The organism is Bradyrhizobium tunisiense, assembly GCF_042263385.1.
In the GTDB taxonomy this organism is placed as follows: Bacteria; Pseudomonadota; Alphaproteobacteria; order Rhizobiales; family Xanthobacteraceae; genus Bradyrhizobium; species Bradyrhizobium tunisiense.
In genome coordinates this window covers 961,586-980,297 of sequence record NZ_JBHLEV010000003.1, presented here as the reverse complement: position 1 = coordinate 980,297, position 18,712 = coordinate 961,586, and the positions used below count along the sequence as shown (strand labels likewise).

Below are 18,712 nucleotides of genomic sequence, written 5' to 3'. Positions count from 1 at the left end.
CCGCCGTAAGCCGACCCGGGGAAAAGCCCGACTCAGCAGCGGCGATGGCCCACCCGTTGATTACTGGGTTGTCCTGGATGCTGCAAGAATAAGGCGTTCCGCAGGCGGCAAATCGAACCGCGGCTCGATGCCCAGCAGCGGCGCGATCCGCTCGATCACCTTGCCGCCGGTCGGCACCGTGTTCCAGCCCGAGGTGATGAAACCATGCGTTTCGGGCAGCGCCTGCGGCTCATCCAGCATGATCAGGACGTGATATTTGGGATCGTCGCAAGGCAGGATGGCGGTGAAGGAGTTGAGCACGCGCTTCTTGGCATAGCGCCCGTTGACGACCTTCTCGGACGTGCCGGTCTTGCCGCCGACGTAGTAGCCTTTGACATCTGCTTTTCTCGCCGAACCAACTTCGGCATTGAGCCGCATCAGGAACCGCATCTTGTCGCTGGTCTCCGGCTTGATGACGCGCTTGGCCAGCTCCGCAGCTTCCGCTTCGCTGCGCTTCATGAAGGTCGGCGGAATCAGATAGCCGCCGTTCACCAGCGCGTTGATGCCCATCACCGCCTGCAGTGGTGCCACCGAAAGACCCTGGCCGAACGCGGCGGTGACCGTGTTCAGCTCGCTCCAGCGCCGCGGGAGCAGCGGCGCCGCGCTCTCCGGCAATTCCGTGCGCAGGCGCGTCATCTGGCCCATCTTGGAGAGAAACGCCTTGTGCGCCTCGACGCCCTGATTGAGCGCGATCCGGGCCGCGCCGATGTTGGACGAGTAGGTGAACACTTCCTTGGTGTTGATGAAGCGCCCGAGCGGATGGCTGTCGTGAATGGTGAACTTGCCGTAGTGCAGGTTTCCGCGCGCGTCCCACATCGAGTTCAGATTGATCTTGCCGGAATCGAGTCCCATCGCCAGCGTGAACGCCTTGAAGGTCGAGCCCATCTCGTAGACGCCGGTGGTCAGGCGGTTGATGCGATCTGGGTCGTGCGCTTCCTTCGGATTGTTGGGATCGAAGTCGGGAAGCGAGACCATCGCCACGATCTCGCCGGTCTTGACGTTGGAGACGAGACCGGAGGCGGCCTTGGCGTGGAATTTATCCTTCGCCTTCAGCAGTTCGTCGCGCAGCGCGTGCTCGACACGCAGATCGACCGCGAGCTCGATCGGCTTTTGCAGCCGGTCGGTGGCAAAGCCGGCGCGGTGCAGATCGGCGAGCCCCTGATTGTCGAGCCACTTCTCCAGGCCGGCGATGCCCTGGTTGTCGATGTTGACGAGCCCGATGAGATGGGCGACCTCGTTGCCGGTCGGATAGACGCGCTTGTTCTCGCGCAGGAAGCCGATGCCGGGAATGCCGAGCTTGTGGACGGCCTGCTGCTGCGACGGCGTGACCTCGCGCTTGAGCCAGACGAAGCCCTTGCGCGTCTTCAGGCGCTCGCGCACCTCGGCCTCGTCGAGGTCGGGAATGGTCGCGGTCAGGAGCTCGATCGCTTCGTCCTTGTCGATGATGCGGCGCGGCTCGCCGAACAGGCTCGACGCCTTGACGTCGGTCGCAAGGATCGCGCCGTTGCGGTCGACGATATCGGGCCGCGCGGTCGCGACCACCTCCTGCGCCGCAGCGCGGCGCGCGCCGTGGGCATCGGCGCCGATCGCAAACATCACGAGCCGGCCGCCGATCACGGCATAGACCGAAGCGAAGGCGAGCATCGCGAGGCCGACGCGTGCACGCGCCTTCGCGGCGCGATCGACATTGCGCCCGTAGAGCAGGCTGCGGATCAGCCGCTGCCGCCAGGGTTCTGTGGCTTTGACCGGGAGCGCAGCGCTCATTGCTTGTCCTCGGGCTGAGACACGGAGCCCGTCACATTGTCGGGATCGCTCGCGGCTTCGATGGTATTGAGCATGGCTCCGATCGGATCGGGCTCGCCCGGCCTGAACATTCGCGGCGGACGCTCCGGCAGATTCTTCAGCGAATCATACTGCGTGCCGTTGACCGGCTTGAGCTGCAGATGCCGGTCGGACAGGCCCTGCAGCCGGTGGGGCGCATCGAGCTTGGCCCATTCGGAACGCAGCGACGCGATCGCATCGCGCTGCTCGCGGATCTCCGCATGCAGCCGCAGCACCTTCTCGACGCGCGCCGTGGAGTCCATCTTGATCCGGTAAACATAGGCCGCGGCGAAGATCAGCGCGCCTATGACGAGGAGGTGGATGATGCGCATGCGCTAGCCGCCCCTCATCACGTCGGAGAGCCTGGGCCAGGACGATGGCTCGCCATCGTCCTGCGCCGGCGCGGAGGTGCGCTCGGCTGCGCGCAGTTTTGCGGAGCGCGCGCGCGGATTATGCGCGACTTCGTCCTCACCGGCGACGACGGGTCGCCGGGTCAGCAGCTGGAAGCTCGGCGGAACTTGCGCCACCTCCGGCAGATGCCGCGAACCGCCGCCGGTCTTCGAACGCTCGGAGAGGAAGTTCTTGACGATGCGGTCTTCCAGCGAATGGAACGAGACAACGACGAGGCGGCCTCCCGGCTTGAGCACGCGCTCGGCTGCAGCAAGCGCGGTCTGGAGTTCTTCGAGCTCTTCGTTGACGAAGATGCGCAGCGCCTGAAACGTCCGCGTCGCCGGATGAATATCTCCGGGCTTCGAGCGTATGACCCTGCCGATGAGATCGGCGAGCGCACGCGTTGTCGTGAACGGGGTCTCCTGGCGGTCCGCGACGATGGCGCGGGCGACGCGGCGCGAATGCCGCTCCTCACCGAACAGATAGATGATGTCGGCGAGATCGCCTTCCGAGGCACGGGCCACCACGTCGGCCGCAGTCGGCCCGGCCTGCCCCATCCGCATGTCGAGCGGACCGTCGAGGCGGAAAGAGAAGCCGCGGGCTGCCTGGTCGAGCTGCATCGAGGACACGCCGACATCCATCACGACGCCGTCGACGCCATCGGTGCCCTGCGCCGCGCAGACCTCGGCGAGGTTGGAGAAGCGGTCCTCGACCAGCGTGAGCCGGCCTGCCGATCGTTCGACCAGTTCAGCGCCGCCCGTGATCGCAGTGTGGTCGCGGTCAATGGCGATGAGCCGGGTTCCCGGCACCTCCAGGATCGCACGGCTGTAGCCGCCGGCGCCAAAAGTGGCGTCGACATAGATGCCGCCTTCGCGCGGGGCGAGATGGGCGATAGCCTCACGGCCAAGAACGGGAATGTGCGGAACCGAGCTCATGCGCCACGCCGGCCGAAAGTCCAGCCTGACGTCCAAGCGAGATCGGGGACGAACAAGCCCATAGCGCCTCGAATCATTCCGCGTCGCGGCGGTTCCACGACAAAGCCCCAGTCCAGCATGGTTACCGAACCCGGTCGTCCCGGGCTGCAACCCCAGTGTTGCCAGTGCAATTTGTCGGGCAGCCATGGGATTTCGAGCCAAAATGCGCTTTGCCGCCTCCGGGCACGGGTCGGCTCTTCATCCCTCAGTAACGGCCCTTAGCGTTAAGAAAGCGTTGATCGGCTCGTTACAAGACGAAAAGGTGCAGCGGCGGTGATGCTTCATCCACACACATGCGCCAAAATGCAGCCGTTAACTGCGCCGCGCGATTGCGCGCGGTGGGCGGTAAAGGAATAGTAAAGAGAAGGGCTTGGCCCATTCTCTCGCGACCTGGTTTGTCTATGCCGCCGTCCGGTTCGTCCACACCGTCTGGATCTGATTCGAAGCGCCAACGCGTTCTCCCGGTTCCCAAGGCCGCGGCGAACATGCGGACGTTCGAGCCTGACTCCTCGATCGTCTCCGACATCATCCCGTCGCCGAACCATGGCGAGCGCAACAAGGGCCGGCAGCCCGACATGATCGTGCTGCACTACACCGGCATGCCCGATGTCGAGGGTGCGCTGGCCCGGCTCTGCACGGCCGGCACCGACGTCTCGGCGCATTACGTCGTGCTGGAGGACGGCCGCATAGTACAATGCGTGCAGGAGACCAGGCGCGCCTGGCACGCCGGCGTCTCGTCCTGGGCCGGCGAGGACGACATCAATTCCTGCTCGATCGGCATCGAGATCGTCAATCGCGGCCACGACTGGGGCTATCCCGAGTTTCCGCTTCGCCAGATCGCCGCCGTGATCGCGCTGTGCCGCGGCATCATGCTCCGCCGCAAGGTGTCGGCCCACCGGGTGCTCGGCCATTCCGACGTCTCACCCGCGCGCAAGAAAGACCCCGGCGAAAAGTTTCCGTGGCACTCGCTGGCCAATTCCGGCGTCGGTCATTGGGTAACGCCTGCCCCGATCGTGCGAGGCGAGACTTTGATGCTCGGCACCATCAGCGACGAAGTGCTGAGCATGCAGCAGGCGCTCGCCAGATACGGCTACGGTGTGCCGCTGACCGGCAAATACGACGCCGCGACCATGGAAGTCGTTACGGCCTTCCAGCGCCATTTCCGCCCGGCGCGGCTGGATGGTGTCGCGGACCATTCGACGCTGGCGACCTTGCAGGCGCTGCTGGCGAGCCTGCCGGCGGAGGGAACGACCGTCGCATCGAAGTGACGGCGCTAACCACGCCGCACCTCGCCCAAGGCGATCCCGGCTTGACGGAACCGTCACAAATGCCCCATGCGTTGTCGGTCAGTCGGCCGGACGGCCGCTCCGGCAAGCGCCGAAAGGCCGCCGGGGAGGAAAGTCCGGGCTCCCTTGACATGCGGTGCCGGATAACGTCCGGCGGGGGTGACCCCAGGGAAAGTGCCACAGAGAACGAACCGCCCGCCTCGCCCTTTGGGCTTCGGCGCGACAAGCCCTCGGGCCTGCCGTGCCGTAGCAGCGCAAGCTGCGTAGGCAGGTAAGGGTGAAAAGGTGCGGTAAGAGCGCACCGCGGCTCCGGCAACGGAGCCGGCATGGCAAACCCCACCGGGAGCAAAACCGAATAGGGACGGCAAATGCGGGCCGATCGCGCAAGCGATAACGCCGCGGGGCGATGTCAGGCCCGCCGTCCGGGTAGGTTGCTCGAGGCCACGTGCAAACATGGTCCCAGAGGAATGGCCGTCACGTATCGTTCGCGCAAGCGGACGGTGCCCTACAGAACCCGGCTTACAGGCCGGCTGATATCTTGCAACGAGGGGTTCGATGCTCACCGCATCGGACCCCTCACCATTTGAGCCCAGCGCAGTCATTCAACCGGTCGTCATTCCGGGGCTCGCGAAGCGAGAGCCCGGAATCCATCGGGCGGCAGAGTTGGTGGATGAATGGATTCCGGGCTCGTGCTGCGCACGCCCCGGAATGACAGCGAGGATTTTACGCGACGATCTTCTCCAACGTCGCCATCAGCGCCGCCGGTGCGGTGACATTCGGTGCATGGCTGGCGTCGAGCTCGAAACAGCGCCACCCCTCCTCGCTCTTCGCCCGTGCCGCGAATTGCCCGAACACGTCGCCCGGTGGAATGCGGGTGCAATAGATGTAGCTGCGCGGCATCGATGGCTCGCCATGCGCGAGGCTCAATCTCGTCTCGAAACATTTGATCGGCATGTCGACCCGGCGCGCATTGAGCCAGTCGATATCAGCTTGCGGCGTATCCGGCGGCGGCGGGTTCGGCGGAACGCGATAGCCGTCGCCGGAGCTTGCGGCCTTGCGCATCGGCTCGCGTCCACCCTCGTGGAGATCGAACAGCGACTGGCCGTTACGCGGCACGAAGGCATCCAGATAGATCAACTGCGTCACGCGCTCGCGGGCGCGATCGGCGACGCCGGTCGCGACCATGCCGCCATAGCTGTGGCCGAGCAGCACGATGTCGCTCAGATCTTCGAATCTGATGACGTTGAGGATGTCCTGGATATGCGTCTCGAGGTCGATCGAGGGACTGGCCAGGTGCGCACGATCCCCGAGGCCGGTGTAGGTCGGCGCCACCAGGCGGTGACCGGCCTCAGCCATCAGCGGATGCATCTTCTTCCAGGCCCACCCGGCGGACCAGGCGCCATGACAGAGCAGGAAGGTCTTCGCGCCCGTGGCCATCTGCGTTTCCATCGCTCTTGCTTGATCCGATGGAGTGTAGCGGCCGGACGCGCGATGTAAACGCTGCTTCTGCTCAAGCGGCGCGCGTGTCCGCCTTCACCAGCACCGGCGCAAGCTCATCCGCCTCGCGCCGCAGCTTGCTCGCCTCGAATCCGTGCATGCCGAGCTGCCATTGCAGCCCGACGATGGCGCCCTTGGTCGGCTGCAACAATGCGAGCGAAGCGAACAGGGTGACTGGCAGCCACACCGCGAGTTGCAGCCACTCCGGCGGCGCGTAGGCGGTCTCGACCGCGAGGATCGCCGGCACCACGAGGTGGCCGACCACGACCATGACGAGATAGGCCGGAAAGTCGTCGGCGCGCTGGTGAAACAGCTCCTCGCCGCAATGGTCGCAAGCGTCCGTCACTTTCAGGAAGCGGCCGAACATGTGCCCTTCCCCGCAATTTGGACATTTGCCGCTGAACCCGCGCCACATCGCCTTTGCCAGAGAGACCGCCATGACCACACCTCTTCCTTTCCAACGATCCATACAATATTATCTTGTATCCATACATTCAAATGATATGGGCCTAAATTGCATGGATTGGACTCCTACAATCTCCGAGCTCTCGGGCCCGCGCTACCAGCGCATCGTCGAGGCCATGGAGGCCGACATTGCCGCGGGGAGGCTGGTGCGCGGCCAGCAACTGCCGACGCAGCGCGCGCTGGCCAAGGCACTCAATGTCGACCTCACCACGGTGACACGCGCCTACACCGAGGCAAGGCGCCGCGGCATCATGGAAGCCCGCGTCGGACAGGGCTCATTTGTGTCGGAGACCAGCGCGCGCCGCGCGGTCGACCTGCCGCATCCGGTCGCGATCGACCTCTCGATGAACGTGCCGCCGCACCCGCTGGAGGCGCAGCTCGACGAGCGCATCATGGCCGGAATGGAGGCCATCCGCGCGCAATCGGGCCTGACGGCGTATCTCAACTATCAGCCGCCCGGCGGCAGCGCGCATGAGCGCGAAGTCGCGGCGCGCTGGATGCGTGCACGGGTGCCGCACGCACAGGCCGACAAGCTCGTGATCTTTCCGGGCACGCAGACGATCCTTTTCAACCTGCTCGGACACCTTGCGAGGCCTGGTGATATCGTGCTGACGGAGGCGCTGACATTTCCCGGCATCAAGGCCGCAGCATTGCGGCTCGGCGTCAGGCTCGTGGGCGTCGCCATGGATGATGGCGGCATACTGCCCGACGCGCTGGCAAAGGCCTGCCGCGTGCACCGGCCAAGGGCCGTCTATCTCATTCCGACGCTGCACAATCCGACCACTGCGACGCTTTCCCCGGAGCGGCGCGGCGCCATCGCAAGGATCATCCGCGATACCGACACGATCCTGATCGAGGACGACGCCTACGGCCTGCTCGACCGCTCGGCATCGCCGATCGCGAGCCTCATTCCGGAGCGGACTTATCTTGCGACCACGCTGTCGAAATGCATCGCACCGGCGCTGCGTGTTGCCTATCTGGTGACGCCCGACAGCGGCGCGCAGCGGGAGCTGCGCACATACTTGCAGGCGACCGTGCAGATGCCGGCGCCACTGATGGTCGCGCTGGTGACGCATTGGATCGAAAGCGGCATCGCCGATCGCATCATCACCGCCATCCGCAACGAGGCGGTCGGACGTCAACAACTCGCGCAACGCGCGCTGAAGGGCTTCCAGTTCCTGGCCAAGCCCGCGTCGCATCACCTGTGGCTGCGGCTGCCCGAGAGCCGGCCCGATGTCGCCGCACATCTGCTGCGGAATGGACTTGCGGTCGTCGCCGGCGATGCCTTCACGGTCGATGGGACACCGCCGTACGCGGCGCGCGTCTCGCTGGGAGCGGCTCGGAACAGATCGGAATTGACGGAAGCGCTGCGCATCCTAGTCGGCGCACTGCACAAGCCCGCCGACACGAGGCAGATCGTCTAGATCATCGACTGACGGCGATGGCCGGCGCGCACGACCGGTGCCGCAGGCAACGGATAGGCCTGCGATGCATAGGCATCATCAGCGCAGCGTGGATTGACCCGCACGGCAGCAAGCATGCTATGCGAGCGACGGCCGTATCGGAATCGCCCCGGCGAAGAGGACAATCTGTTGGAAACACTCACCTACGTCCTGCTGCTGTTCGGCGCGCTGGCCGGGGGCTTCGTCTCGGGGCTGGCCGGATTTGGCACGGCGCTGATGGCGCTCGGCATCTGGCTCTACGTGCTGCCGCCTTCGCTCGCCGTGCCCCTGGTGCTGATCTGCTCCGTGATCGCGCAGAGTTCGACGCTGCCCTCGATGTGGAAGAGTTTCGATCTCTCGCTGGTGTGGCCGTTCCTGATCGGAGGGCTGATCGGAGTACCGCTGGGCACCACGATGGTCGCCTCCGCCGATCCCAAAGTGTTCAAGCTGAGCGTCGGCGTACTGCTTCTGATCTTTTCGAGCGCGCTGTACCTGAACAAGAAGCCGCTCGCCATCAAGTTCGGCGGCCGCATCGCCGACGGCGCAATCGGCTTCGCCGGCGGCATCCTGGGCGGGCTTGCGGGACTGTCAGGGCCGCTGCCGATCCTGTGGGCCAACATCCGCGGCTGGAACAAGCACGAACGGCGCGGCATCTTCCAGCTCTTCAATTTCACGGTGCTCGCCACTGCACTGGTGTTGCAGACAGCGTCAGGCCTGGTCGAACTGAAGGTTGTCTGGCTCGCGCTGATCGCGTTTCCGGGCACTTTGATCGGCGCATGGGCCGGCGCGCGCGTCTATCACGCGCTGAGCGACAAGCATTTTGGCGATGTCGTGCTCGGCCTCTTGTTCCTGTCAGGCCTCGGCCTCGTCTGGAACAGCTTTGGCGCGCGTTAGCCTTGCGCCTTTCTGGCGAGCGCCATGCCACCGGCGACACCGACACCGAGCACATAGATCCAGCCCGGCGCGAAGTCGAACAGATGCGTGTTGAACAACGAGGTCAGCATGCTCTGGACCACGACCAGCAGGCCGATCCAAGCGGCCAATCCCTCGCCGCGAAACAGCGACAGGTGCGCAAACCAGAGCGCATAGAGGATCAAGACGCCAACGACGCCCACTGCACGGCGACGCTGAGGGTCTGATTGTGCGGGTTGCTGACGACCTCCCCGCGCAGTGGATCGGTCTGCGCATCGGCAGCCACGCTCGCGAACAGGCCGCGGATCGAGCCGGTGCCATGTCCGACGAACGGCGCATCGGCGACGAAGCCCAGGGACTTTCGCCAGTACTCGAGACGTGAGCCCATTCCACTGACCCGACCATCCTGCACGCTCATCTCATAGTCCCCGCTGAACTTGGCCACCGTCATGCGCAGATTCGGCGAGACGATCCAGAGCAGCAGCGCCAATAGCGCCACGACGCCCGCGACGAGCAGCGCCGTACGCCGATGCAGGTACAAAAGCGCGAACATCAGGATCAGGATCGGCAAAGTCAGGAGCGCCGTGCGCGAGACCACGACGAAGATCATGTTGGCGAGGAATCCGAACGCGAGCGCCGCAAGCAGCACCGCGATGCCGAGGCGGCGTTGTCGCAGCAGCGCCACGATCGGATAGACCAGCGCGAGCGCACAGAGCGCGAACTCCTGGCTCTGGTCGATATAGTTGCGCACCGCGATCCCGCTTTCGACCTTGTAGGGCCCCCGCGACAGGTAGAGCTTCAGCGAGAGTGCCGGGTCGATGGCAACGGCGAAGGAATAGAGCATCAAGGCCGTGCAGGACAGCAGGAAGGCGGAAAACACCCAATGGCCGCAGGGCCAGCGCTCGAACTGGTAGATCAGGAGCGGAATCACCAGCAGCTTCGTTGCCGGGCCGATCGCGTGGACTCGCTCCGGCCATGGCGCGTCCGACCAGGGCGTTCCGACGGCGGCGAGCGCGACCAGCGCGATCGGCAGCAGGCAGATCGGACGAAGCAGCGACCGCGGAAACTCGCGGAGATCGACGAACGCGAATGCGATCAGCCAGGGTATGAGCGCAAAGATCAGTCCGGTCGTCGTCCACGGCAGCAGCAGCGCGATCAGCGCGACGAAGCGGGCCGGCGTGCGATAGCGCGCCGCCCAGATCGCCGAGAGCCATGACGCTGCCTGCTGTTCGTTCGACACCCCGGTCATCGCGCCCCTTGGCCAGCCAACGGCGCGGCAAATTAGCCGGAGCCGCGGGCTGGTGCCAAGCGCCGCTACGCTGGCGCACGCGCGGGAGGCGTCGCGGAATCAGGCCCGGCCAGTGCCGGAGCCTCCGCCTGCCGAATTGGCGGCAGGCGCTTGCCCAACTCGCGGCGCAGCAGCCACAGGCTCAAGCCCGCCTGGAACGTGGTCGCCGCGATCGACAGATACCAGACATGCTCCATGCGAAAGCCCGGCCGCGTCGAGAGCCAAATCACCGGCAGCGAGTAGGTGAACACGCGCGTCGCCGAGCTCAAGAGCACCGGCCTGGTATTGCCGAGCCCCTGGAACATGCTCGAGCAGGTGAAGATAAGACCTTGCGCGACCATGTTGAGCGAGATGATCCGCAAGAACAGGAAAGCAACCTCCATCGTTTCCCGGTCGTTGGAGAATCCGGCGAGCAAGAGTTCGGGCTTGAATTGCGCCAGGCACATGAAGCCGATCATCACGACGGTCGTGATCAGCGCTGCCTGCACGAAGGTTTCGCGTACGCGCGCGTCGTTTGCCGCACCGACATTCTGGCCGGCGATCGGCCCTGCCGCGAGCGCGACCGCAAGCGCCGGCATCTGGATCAGGGCGAGGACGCGCTGTCCGATGCCGAATCCAGCCTGCGCCGACGCGCCGAAGTCACGCAGCACGTAGTAGACCACCGCCATGAAGATGAACATCATTGCAAACTCGCCGCCGGCCGGCAGGCCGACGTTGAGTATCCGCTTCAGATGATGCGCCTGCGGCCCCCACTGCGCCGGGTTAAAGGCGACGTAGCGCTCGACCTTGCGGAAATACGCCAGCAGCGCCACGACGCCGATCGCCACCGCGATCGAGCTTGCCAGCCCGGCTCCGGCAACGCCGAGCGCGTAACCGGTGCCCCAGCCCGAGATCAGCACCGGCGCCAGCGCGATGTTGATCATGACGGCGAGCACCCGCACGAGCATCGCGGGACCCACGCTGCCGGTCGCACGCAGCGCGGACGCCAATACTTGCATGGCGAATTCCAGCGCGAGTGCCGGCATGAACCACAACAGGTAAGTCGTCCCCGCCTCGATCGTGGCCTGGTCGGCGGCAATCGAGCGCATGTAAGGACGCGACAGAGCTGCGCCCATGACCAGGGTCAGCAGACCGAACAGCACCGACAGCGCTATCGCCTGGTTGAAGATCAGGTTCGCATCCGGCCGGTCCTTGCGCCCCACGGCATGTGCGATCAGCGCCACCGTGCCGACGCCGAGCACCTGCAGCAGCGCGTTAATGAGAAAGCCGGCATTGCCGGCCGCGGCAACGCCCGCGACGGCGGCATCGCCCAGGCCCGATACGAAATAGAGGTCGACCAGCTGGCAAAGCATGATCGTGACCATGCCGACCATGATCGGAGGTGCCATGACCAGGATGTGTCTCACGATGGAGCCGTTCGTCAGGTCTTTCATGTCTTCACCCCGGGCGGAGTGGCGGCGGGGCATTCACCCCGCCGTCCCCGCGCCTCATTCCGCCGCTGCGACACGTTCGAGCTCCACCACCTGGCGCTCGAACAGGCCGCGATAGAGGCCTCCTGGCTTGCCTGCGAGCACGGCGTGGGTGCCCTGCTCGACGATCTCGCCGCGGTCGAACACCAGGATCCGATCGAGGCTGCGCACCGTCGACAGCCGGTGCGCGATCACGATCGAGGTACGGCCCTTCATCAACCGCTCCATCGCCTGCTGGATCAGCGCCTCCGATTCCGAATCGAGGCTCGAGGTCGCCTCGTCCAGGATCAGGACCGGCGCGTCCGCCAGGAACGCGCGCGCCAGCGCCACGCGCTGCCGCTCGCCGCCCGACAGTTTCACGCCGCGCTCGCCGACCAGCGTGCCGTAGCCCTTCGGCAGGCGCAGGATGAAGTCGTGCGCGTTGGCCAGCCGCGCGGCGTGCTCGATCGCCTCCGGGCTGGCGCCGGGCCGGCCATAGGCGATGTTCTCGGCGAGCGAGCGGTGAAACAGGATCGGCTCCTGCTGCACGATCGCGATCTGGCTGCGCAACGATTGCTGCGTGGCGTGCGCGATGTCCTGCCCGTCGATCAGCACGCGGCCGCCGCTGACGTCGTAGAGCCGCTGCACCAGCTTGACGAAAGTGGTCTTGCCGGACCCGGAGCGTCCGACGAGACCCACACGTTCGCCGGCCCGGATCGTCACCGACAGTGCGTCGTAGAGCGGCGCGCGATGACCGCCATAGTGGAACGTGACGTCGTCGAAGACGATCTCGCCGCCCTCGATCGCGATCGGCCGCGCGTGGGCCGCATCGGCAATGCCGATGGGCTCGGCATGGATCGCCACCAACTCGTCCATGTCATTGACCGAGCGCTGGAGGTTGTTGATGTGCATGCCGACGTCACGCAAATAGGCGTGGATGACGTAGTAACTCGTCAGCACGTAGGTGACGTCGCCGGGCGAGGCATGCCCAGACATCCACAGCAGCACCGAGCCGCCGATCACGGAGGCGCGCAGGCACAGCAGCAAGGCAAGCTGCGACATGGACGTGTAATTGTAGCGATACCAGGTCCGCCGCACGCGCACGCGCCAGCGATTGATGACGCGGGCCAGCCGCGTGTCCTCGCGCCCTTCGGCGCCGAACGACTTCACCACGGCGTTGCAGGTCAGCGCGTCCGCCAGCGTGCCGCCGACCTTGGTGTCCCATGCATTGGAGATTCGTGCGGCCGGCGCGATGTAACGCGTCGAGAACACGACCGTGATGGCGACGTAGATGATCGCCCCGATCGCGATCACGAGGCCAAGCGGGGCCCAGTGCACGCCGATCAGGATCATAGAGCCGACCAGCACCAGCAGCGAGGGCGCCAGCGCCATCAGGATGGTGTCGTTGAGCAGGTCGAGCGCCCACATGCCGCGGGTGATCTTGCGCACCGTGGAGCCCGCAAAGGAGTTCGCGTGCCAGTCGGTGGAGAAGCGCTGCACGCGCGTGAACGTGTCCTGCGCGACCTCGGACATGATCTTCAGCGTGAACGGCACGATCGCCTGAAGGCCGATGAGCCGCAGCACCATCGAGACGGCTCCGAGCGCCACGATGGCGCCGAATGCCGTGAGCGCCGCGTGGCGCGCGTCGGGATCGGACGGGCCTCGCGTCAGCGCATCGACCAGATGTCCCGAGAAAACCGGCATGAACAGGTCGGCGACGGTCGCACCCAGCAGGCCGCCGGCCACGATGAGCCCGCGCCCGGGCTGCTTCAGCCAGTGCCGGAACACGAAGGGCAGCACCACGCGAATTGCGGCGGGCTTGTTGGACAGAGTGGTCATGACATCATCCGGCCGCTCGCGCGGGCCGGCTCCATCAATGGACGCAGGCCGGCCGCGATGGCCAAAACGGCGTCACTCAGAACTGACTTTGACTTGGGAAGCGGGGCGATCGGGACGCCTGGTCGAAACCTTGGCCCAATCGAAGCTGGCGGAAGAGGCCTCTAACAGGCCGCGTACATACCGAGCCAGAACATCATCGAGCGCGGGCGAACGATCTGCGAATGCGACGAAATCATGCAAATCCCTCCCGGTTCGATTGAATGAGGTGCGCTTTATAGATGCGTCGCTCGCGCTTTGCAACGGGGCTCGCGCGAGATCACGCACGAGTGTTGCAAATCGGTGCCTCCGCCTCGATCGACGACCTGCGCAAGCGACGTCAGCGGGAGCGTAGCGCTAGTGCGCGTCGCCACCAGCACCGAACGGCGACGGCGGCCTGTTCAGCAGCAGCACCAGGAAGCTGAGAGCGAGATAGAACACCGCCAGGATGAAGAAGGCATCGCCAAAGCTCATCACCACGGCCTGGCGATGAACCAGCTGGGAAAGCTGCTTCATGGCCATCAGCGTGGAATCGCCAAGCCCCTGGAACTTCTGCATGAACATGTTCAGGGTTTCGGTCGCGGTCGCGTTACCCCAGGTCACGCGCTCCTGCAGGCGGCTGATGTGGAGGTCGGTGCGGTCGTTGAGCACGGTGTTGATGACGGCAAGGCCGAGCGCGCCGCCGAGATTGCGCATCAGGTTGAACACGCCGCTCGCGTTCTTCACCTTGTCAGGCGCCAGCGTGCCGAGTGCGACGTTGTTGGTTGGGACCATCGCGAACATCATGCCGACGCCACGCAGGATCTGCGGCACCAGCAGTTCATAGAAATCATAGTCCCGCGTCATCCAGGTCATCTGGTAGGAGCCGAGCGCGAACACGACGAGGCCGAATGCGATCATGTAGCGCATGTCGACTTTCGCCATGAGCCGGCCGACCAGCGGCGCGACCAGGAACATGGTGATGCCGGAGACGAACATGGTATCGCCGATCATCAGCGCGCTGTAGCCGCGCACCTCGGCGAGATAGCGCGGATAGATGTAGGTCAGGCCGTAGAGCCCGATGCCGATGCAGAACTGCAGAGTGCAGCCGACGGCAAAATTGCGGTCGGAGAAGGTGCGCAAATTCACGATCGGCTCGGCCGCCGTGAAGACGCGCCAGAAGAACGCGATCGCCGAGATGACGCAGATCCACGCGCAGATCGCAACGGAAGTATCCTGCATCCATTCATGCAGCGGACCCTCCTCCAGCACATATTCCAGCGTGCCGAGGAAGCCGGCCATGAACAACAGGCCCCACCAGTCGAAACGGTCGAGCAATTCGAAATGCGGCTCGTCGAAATCGACCAGCGCCAGAACGCCCAGGGTGATGCCGATGCCGGGCAGCACGTTGATGAAGAACAGCCAGTGCCACGACATCAGGTCAGTGATGTAGCCACCGACGGTCGGGCCGATCGTGGGCGCCAGGGTCGCGACCAGCCCGATGATGGGGCCGACGATGTGGAATTTCGTTCGCGGGAAGACGGTATAGGCCGAGGCGAAGACCGTCGGGATCATGCCGGCGCCGAGAAAACCTTGCAGCGCGCGCCAGAGGATCATCTCTTCGATGGTCGTGGCAAAGCCGCAGAGCAGGCTCGAGGCGGTGAAGCCGGCCGCCGAGATCGCGAACAACAGCCGCGTGCCGAAGGCGCGCGACAGGAATCCCGACAGCGGGATCGCGATCACTTCGGCGATCAGATAGGCCGTCTGGACCCAGGCCACTTCGCTGGAGCTCGCCGACAGGCCGGCCTGGATTTCGCTCAAGGAGGCCGAGACGATCTGGATGTCCAGGATCGACATGAACATCCCGAACACCATGATGATGAACGCGAACAGCCGCTTCGGCGCGATGCGCTCCGAAGCGGGATCCGCCATCATGCCGGCTGACGCCGTGGTGGCGTTGGCCATGTGTCAGCCTGGGCTCGAGGAAGCCGCGGGGGCGATGCACCTCTTCCGCCTGCGGGAGAGGGAGCGCACCTGCGCTCGGAGCATAAAGGTGGAAGACCTCATCCCTGGCCAATCCTACTGCGGATGGACCGGGGTGGGATCGTCGAGGTCGACCTCGCTGTCGGCGTCGGCCGCACCCTTGTTGGTGTCCACGGTGGCGTAGACCGACATGCCGGCACGAAGCAGGTTCTGCTTCGCCACCGATTTCGGCACGCGGATGCGGACCGGCACGCGCTGCACGATCTTGGTGAAATTGCCGGTGGCATTGTCGGGCGGCAGCAGCGTGAACACCGAACCCGCGCCCGCGGCGATGCTGTCGACGATACCGGAGAACTTGCGCATGCCGTAGGCATCGACCTTGATCGTCACCGGCTGGCCGGGACGGATACGCTTGAGCTGGGTTTCCTTGAAATTGGCGTCAATATAGACGTCGTCGAGCGGCACGACGTTGCCGAGGCGCTGGCCGACCGCGACAAAGTCGCCGGTATTGACCAGGCGATTGGAGAACGTACCGTTGACCGGCGCACGCACCGCGGTGAAGGCCAGGTCGCGCTCGGCCTTGGCCAGCGTGGTCTTGAGCTCGGCGAGCTGGGCCTGCGCTTCGGCCTGCTGCGCCTTCGCAACATCGACGTTGCTCACGGCAACCTCATAGGCGGCCTGTGCGGCCTTGACCGCGGCGGCGCCCTGGTCGCGTCCGGCTTCCGAGCTCTCGAACACGGCGCGCGAGGCAAAGCCCTTGGTGCTCAGCGCCTGCTGCCGCTCGTAATCGAGATCGGCCCGCTTGAGCCCCGCCTCGGCCGAGACCAGCTGTGCCTTTGCCTGCGCAACCTGGCTGTCGAGCGCGGCAACCTGGCGGCCGATGCGATCGATGGTGGTCTGCTGGGTCGCGATTCTGGTCGCGGCGGCGTCGACCGCGATCCTGTAATCACCTTCGTCGATGCGGAGGACGATGTCGCCGGCTTTCACCGGCGTGTTGTCGCCGGCGAGGATCGAGGAGATGTGGCCCGCAACGCGCGCGCCCAGCATGGTGTTGTTGGCGCGGACATAGGCGTCATCGGTTGAGATGTAGAAGCGGCCGACCAGCGTGTAATAGCCGGCATAGCTCGCGGCGGCGAGCGCGAGCACCAGACCTACGCCCATCAGGACGAATTTGCGCTTGCCGGATTTGGGAGCGCCGGCGGCTTCTGCGTCGGGCGCAGGTGCGGACGGCTTGTCGGTCGCGGGCTTCTCCGGCGCCTCGGCGACGCGGCGCTTGGCTTCCTCGGACACATGCGCGCGCAGAGGTGCCGAGCTCTCGATCGCAGCATCACCGCCCGCGTGCTCCTTCCCCTCTTCCGGGCGAAGGACGCGCGCGGCCTGGTCTCTCGATACGGCCATAAAGGCCTCCCCCAAAAAGGCGATCAAGGAGACGGCAGGCGTGCGGCCTTCCCCACCCATGATCAAATATCATTGACCGAACGGTTCGGTCAATATTACATCACATCATGATCCCGGCCGGTATCCTACGGAGGGGACTCTTTTATCCGAGTTTCATGGTCACCACTCAACGTAAAAACCTTGCGAGACCCTAAACCAATGGTTGCAGCTGCCAGCGAACATCTGCAGGTCGTCCAGGAGGAGGACAACGCCAAACGCCGCCAGATCCTCGACGGGGCTCGCAAGGTGTTCATGGATCTCGGCTTTGACGGCGCCAGCATGGGCGAGATCGCGCGCGCGGCGCAGGTCTCCAAGGGCACGCTCTACGTCTACTTCGCCGACAAAGGCGCGCTGTTCGAGGCCATCCTGGAGCAGGAGGCGCTCCAGCACGGCCAGGTCGTGTTCAATTTCGATCCTGCCCGTGATGCCGAGACCACGCTGAAGGAGTTCGGCCGGGCCTACATCCACCTGCTCTGCCGGCCCGGCGGCGGATCGGCGATCCGCACCGTGATGGCGATCGCCGAGCGCATGCCCGATGTCGGCCGCCGCTATTATGCGCGGGTGCTGCACAAGAGCATCAACCTCCTCTCCGACTATCTCAAAACGCGTGTCGCCTGCGGCGATCTCGGGATCGACGATTGCGACCTTGCGGCGTCGCAGTTCATGGAACTGTGCAAGGCTTCACTCTTCCTGCCCTTCGTCTTCCAGGCCGCCCCAGCACCGTCGGAAGAGCGCATGACCGAAGTCATCGACAGCGCGACGCGGATGTTCCTGGCGGCGTATAAGGCGAAGTAGCGGCAGGCAGTCCGCGCGTTGCGCGGGCCTGACTGGCTGCCCTATATTGCGCTCATGTCTCGTGATCTTCGCCCGCCGGTCGATATCCTCCATTATGAGATCGTCCAGGAACAGGTCTCGGCGCTTGGACGGATGGGCCGCACACTCGAACAGGCGCTGGCGCGTTTGCGCGAGTTCGACGCCGCCCACGCGTCCGCGGAAGTGCCGGCATCGCAGCAGCCGACCAGGCGCAAGCTGGTGATGGAAGCCGGCCAGGCACTCTGGATGTTGGTCGTGCAACGCGAGGCATCGGGCCTGCGTGACAACCGCCACATCATGCGCACCTACGACGTCCCGGGCGAGGTGCAGCTCTGCATGGGGCCGGGTCCCCCACCGTCGAAGCGAGGCTCGTCATGACGCCGGCAGCGGGCGCTACTCGGTCACCTGTTTCCTCAACGCCGCGAGATCATTGACGACCATCTTGGTCGGACCGGTCGAGATGATGCCGTCGTCCTGGAGACGATTGAGGATCAGGCTGATCGACTGGCGCGTCGCGCCGATCATGCGCGCGAGATTTGCCTGCGTGATGCGGCCGAGCGAAATCGGGCCGCCTTCGTCCTGCGCCGCATTCTCGGACAGCTTTACCAGCAGCAGCACCAGCCGTTCCGCCGCCTTCTGCCCCGCCAGCGTCTGCGCCAGCATCGAATAGGTCTCGCCCTTGAAGCCGAGACACTCGATCAGCGCGACGGCGAACGAGGGCGACTGCGCGATCAGCCGGCGGATCGCATCCTGGTCGAGATGCAGCGCCTCGACCCGTCCGAGCGCGCGCGCCGACCAGCTATGCCGGTGATCGCCGAGAATGTAGGGGGCGCCGACGAAGTCACCGGCCTCCCAGGTCGCCAGCATCAGCTCGCGCCCCTGCGTACCGGCATGAGTGCTTTCGACGATCCCGCTCAGAATGACGTGGATGCCGTTGGCGGGCTCACCTTCCCGCAGCAGATATTCGCGGTTCTGGTAGGTCGCCAACCTGCCGGTCCGCATCACCAGATCCAGATCGGGCTTGTCCAGGGCGTTCAGCACGTATCGTCCGGTCCCCGCCCTT

15 protein-coding genes, 1 other RNA gene and 1 pseudogene are annotated in these 18,712 nt (G+C 65.2%); 6 read left to right on the top strand and 11 right to left on the bottom strand.

Features of this window, described 5'->3' with window-relative positions:
• Positions 1 to 60 precede the first annotated feature (60 nt).
• The 3 genes from ACFDR6_RS18015 to rsmH are packed head-to-tail and all read right to left on the bottom strand — an operon-like array spanning position 61 to position 3,185.
• Positions 61 to 1,803: a peptidoglycan D,D-transpeptidase FtsI family protein gene (locus ACFDR6_RS18015; RefSeq protein ID WP_375859036.1), complete on the bottom strand. Its 1,743-nt coding sequence runs from the start codon at positions 1,801 to 1,803 to the stop codon at positions 61 to 63.
• On the bottom strand, positions 1,800 to 2,192 hold the full coding sequence (ftsL, locus tag ACFDR6_RS18010) for a cell division protein FtsL (protein ID WP_375859035.1): 393 nt from the start codon (positions 2,190 to 2,192) through the stop codon (positions 1,800 to 1,802). The genes ACFDR6_RS18015 and ftsL overlap by 4 nt, the downstream gene beginning before the upstream one ends.
• 3 nt (positions 2,193 to 2,195) lie before the next feature.
• A complete protein-coding gene (gene rsmH / locus ACFDR6_RS18005) occupies positions 2,196 to 3,185 on the bottom strand; it encodes a 16S rRNA (cytosine(1402)-N(4))-methyltransferase RsmH (protein ID WP_375859034.1) in 990 nt (329 codons plus the stop codon).
• 524 nt (positions 3,186 to 3,709) lie between these two features.
• Between rsmH and ACFDR6_RS18000 the strand changes: the two genes are divergently transcribed.
• Together ACFDR6_RS18000 and rnpB are read left to right on the top strand one after the other, a co-directional pair.
• On the top strand, positions 3,710 to 4,492 hold the full coding sequence (locus ACFDR6_RS18000) for an N-acetylmuramoyl-L-alanine amidase (protein ID WP_212080601.1): 783 nt from the start codon (positions 3,710 to 3,712) through the stop codon (positions 4,490 to 4,492).
• Positions 4,493 to 4,570: 78 nt separating this feature from the next.
• Positions 4,571 to 5,048: RNase P RNA component class A (gene rnpB, locus ACFDR6_RS17995), an RNA gene on the top strand.
• Positions 5,049 to 5,233: 185 nt separating this feature from the next.
• Here rnpB and ACFDR6_RS17990 read toward each other — a convergent pair.
• Positions 5,234 to 5,947 carry an alpha/beta fold hydrolase gene (locus tag ACFDR6_RS17990; RefSeq protein WP_375859033.1) on the bottom strand — a complete coding sequence of 238 codons (714 nt, stop codon included), beginning with the start codon at positions 5,945 to 5,947 and terminating at the stop codon, positions 5,234 to 5,236.
• A gap of 73 nt (positions 5,948 to 6,020) precedes the next feature.
• Positions 6,021 to 6,476, bottom strand: a complete 456-nt coding sequence (locus ACFDR6_RS17985; protein ID WP_375847591.1) for a DUF983 domain-containing protein — start codon at positions 6,474 to 6,476, stop codon at positions 6,021 to 6,023.
• 49 nt (positions 6,477 to 6,525) lie between these two features.
• Between ACFDR6_RS17985 and ACFDR6_RS17980 the strand changes: the two genes are divergently transcribed.
• Both ACFDR6_RS17980 and ACFDR6_RS17975 read left to right on the top strand, forming a co-directional pair.
• The gene (locus ACFDR6_RS17980; RefSeq protein ID WP_375859032.1) at positions 6,526 to 7,896 is read left to right on the top strand and encodes an aminotransferase-like domain-containing protein; all 1,371 of its coding nucleotides are present in this window, start codon (positions 6,526 to 6,528) and stop codon (positions 7,894 to 7,896) included.
• 168 nt (positions 7,897 to 8,064) lie between these two features.
• Positions 8,065 to 8,808 (top strand): sulfite exporter TauE/SafE family protein, encoded by a 744-nt coding sequence (locus ACFDR6_RS17975; RefSeq protein WP_212080597.1) that lies wholly within the window; start codon positions 8,065 to 8,067, stop codon positions 8,806 to 8,808.
• Here the strand turns inward: ACFDR6_RS17975 and ACFDR6_RS17970 are convergent.
• From ACFDR6_RS17970 to ACFDR6_RS17950, 5 genes and pseudogenes are all read right to left on the bottom strand, one after another.
• Positions 8,805 to 10,075 (bottom strand): annotated as a pseudogene (locus tag ACFDR6_RS17970) (O-antigen ligase family protein). The gene ACFDR6_RS17975 and the pseudogene ACFDR6_RS17970 sit on opposite strands and share 4 nt — an antisense overlap.
• A gap of 65 nt (positions 10,076 to 10,140) precedes the next feature.
• Complete coding sequence (locus tag ACFDR6_RS17965) at positions 10,141 to 11,547, bottom strand: MATE family efflux transporter (RefSeq protein WP_375859031.1); 1,407 nt, start codon at positions 11,545 to 11,547, stop codon at positions 10,141 to 10,143.
• A 54-nt stretch (positions 11,548 to 11,601) separates the two neighbouring features.
• Positions 11,602 to 13,401, bottom strand: a complete 1,800-nt coding sequence (locus ACFDR6_RS17960; RefSeq protein ID WP_375859030.1) for an ABC transporter ATP-binding protein — start codon at positions 13,399 to 13,401, stop codon at positions 11,602 to 11,604.
• Positions 13,402 to 13,794: 393 nt separating this feature from the next.
• Complete coding sequence (locus tag ACFDR6_RS17955; RefSeq protein ID WP_375859029.1) at positions 13,795 to 15,381, bottom strand: DHA2 family efflux MFS transporter permease subunit; 1,587 nt, start codon at positions 15,379 to 15,381, stop codon at positions 13,795 to 13,797.
• Positions 15,382 to 15,495: 114 nt separating this feature from the next.
• Positions 15,496 to 16,797, bottom strand: coding sequence for an HlyD family secretion protein (locus tag ACFDR6_RS17950; protein WP_375859028.1), 1,302 nt, complete (start codon positions 16,795 to 16,797; stop codon positions 15,496 to 15,498).
• Positions 16,798 to 16,995: 198 nt separating this feature from the next.
• On the opposite strand from ACFDR6_RS17950, the gene ACFDR6_RS17945 reads away from it, so the two are divergent.
• On the top strand, positions 16,996 to 17,631 hold the full coding sequence (locus ACFDR6_RS17945) for a TetR/AcrR family transcriptional regulator (RefSeq protein ID WP_212080591.1): 636 nt from the start codon (positions 16,996 to 16,998) through the stop codon (positions 17,629 to 17,631).
• 54 nt (positions 17,632 to 17,685) lie between these two features.
• A complete protein-coding gene (locus ACFDR6_RS17940; RefSeq protein WP_375859027.1) occupies positions 17,686 to 18,027 on the top strand; it encodes a hypothetical protein in 342 nt (113 codons plus the stop codon).
• Between the two features lie 15 nt (positions 18,028 to 18,042).
• On the opposite strand, the gene ACFDR6_RS17935 is transcribed toward ACFDR6_RS17940, so the two are convergent.
• Positions 18,043 to 18,690 (bottom strand): Crp/Fnr family transcriptional regulator, encoded by a 648-nt coding sequence (locus ACFDR6_RS17935; protein WP_375859026.1) that lies wholly within the window; start codon positions 18,688 to 18,690, stop codon positions 18,043 to 18,045.
• Between the last annotated feature and the right edge of the window lie 22 nt (positions 18,691 to 18,712).

Excerpts from the sequence above, each read along its gene's own strand:
- ACFDR6_RS17960 (WP_375859030.1), bottom strand. The coding sequence starts at position 13,401 with ATGACCACTCTGTCCAACAAGCCCGCCGCAATTCGCGTGGTGCTGCCC.
- ACFDR6_RS17965 (WP_375859031.1), bottom strand. The coding sequence starts at position 11,547 with ATGAAAGACCTGACGAACGGCTCCATCGTGAGACACATCCTGGTCATG.
- rsmH (WP_375859034.1), bottom strand. The coding sequence starts at position 3,185 with ATGAGCTCGGTTCCGCACATTCCCGTTCTTGGCCGTGAGGCTATCGCC.
- ACFDR6_RS18015 (WP_375859036.1), bottom strand. The coding sequence starts at position 1,803 with ATGAGCGCTGCGCTCCCGGTCAAAGCCACAGAACCCTGGCGGCAGCGG.
- ACFDR6_RS17985 (WP_375847591.1), bottom strand. The coding sequence starts at position 6,476 with ATGGATCGTTGGAAAGGAAGAGGTGTGGTCATGGCGGTCTCTCTGGCA.
- ACFDR6_RS18000 (WP_212080601.1), top strand. The coding sequence starts at position 3,710 with ATGCGGACGTTCGAGCCTGACTCCTCGATCGTCTCCGACATCATCCCG.
- ACFDR6_RS17940 (WP_375859027.1), top strand. The coding sequence starts at position 17,686 with ATGTCTCGTGATCTTCGCCCGCCGGTCGATATCCTCCATTATGAGATC.
- ACFDR6_RS17945 (WP_212080591.1), top strand. The coding sequence starts at position 16,996 with ATGGTTGCAGCTGCCAGCGAACATCTGCAGGTCGTCCAGGAGGAGGAC.
- ftsL (WP_375859035.1), bottom strand. The coding sequence starts at position 2,192 with ATGCGCATCATCCACCTCCTCGTCATAGGCGCGCTGATCTTCGCCGCG.
- ACFDR6_RS17955 (WP_375859029.1), bottom strand. The coding sequence starts at position 15,381 with ATGGCCAACGCCACCACGGCGTCAGCCGGCATGATGGCGGATCCCGCT.
- ACFDR6_RS17980 (WP_375859032.1), top strand. The coding sequence starts at position 6,526 with ATGGATTGGACTCCTACAATCTCCGAGCTCTCGGGCCCGCGCTACCAG.
- ACFDR6_RS17950 (WP_375859028.1), bottom strand. The coding sequence starts at position 16,797 with ATGGCCGTATCGAGAGACCAGGCCGCGCGCGTCCTTCGCCCGGAAGAG.
- ACFDR6_RS17990 (WP_375859033.1), bottom strand. The coding sequence starts at position 5,947 with ATGGCCACGGGCGCGAAGACCTTCCTGCTCTGTCATGGCGCCTGGTCC.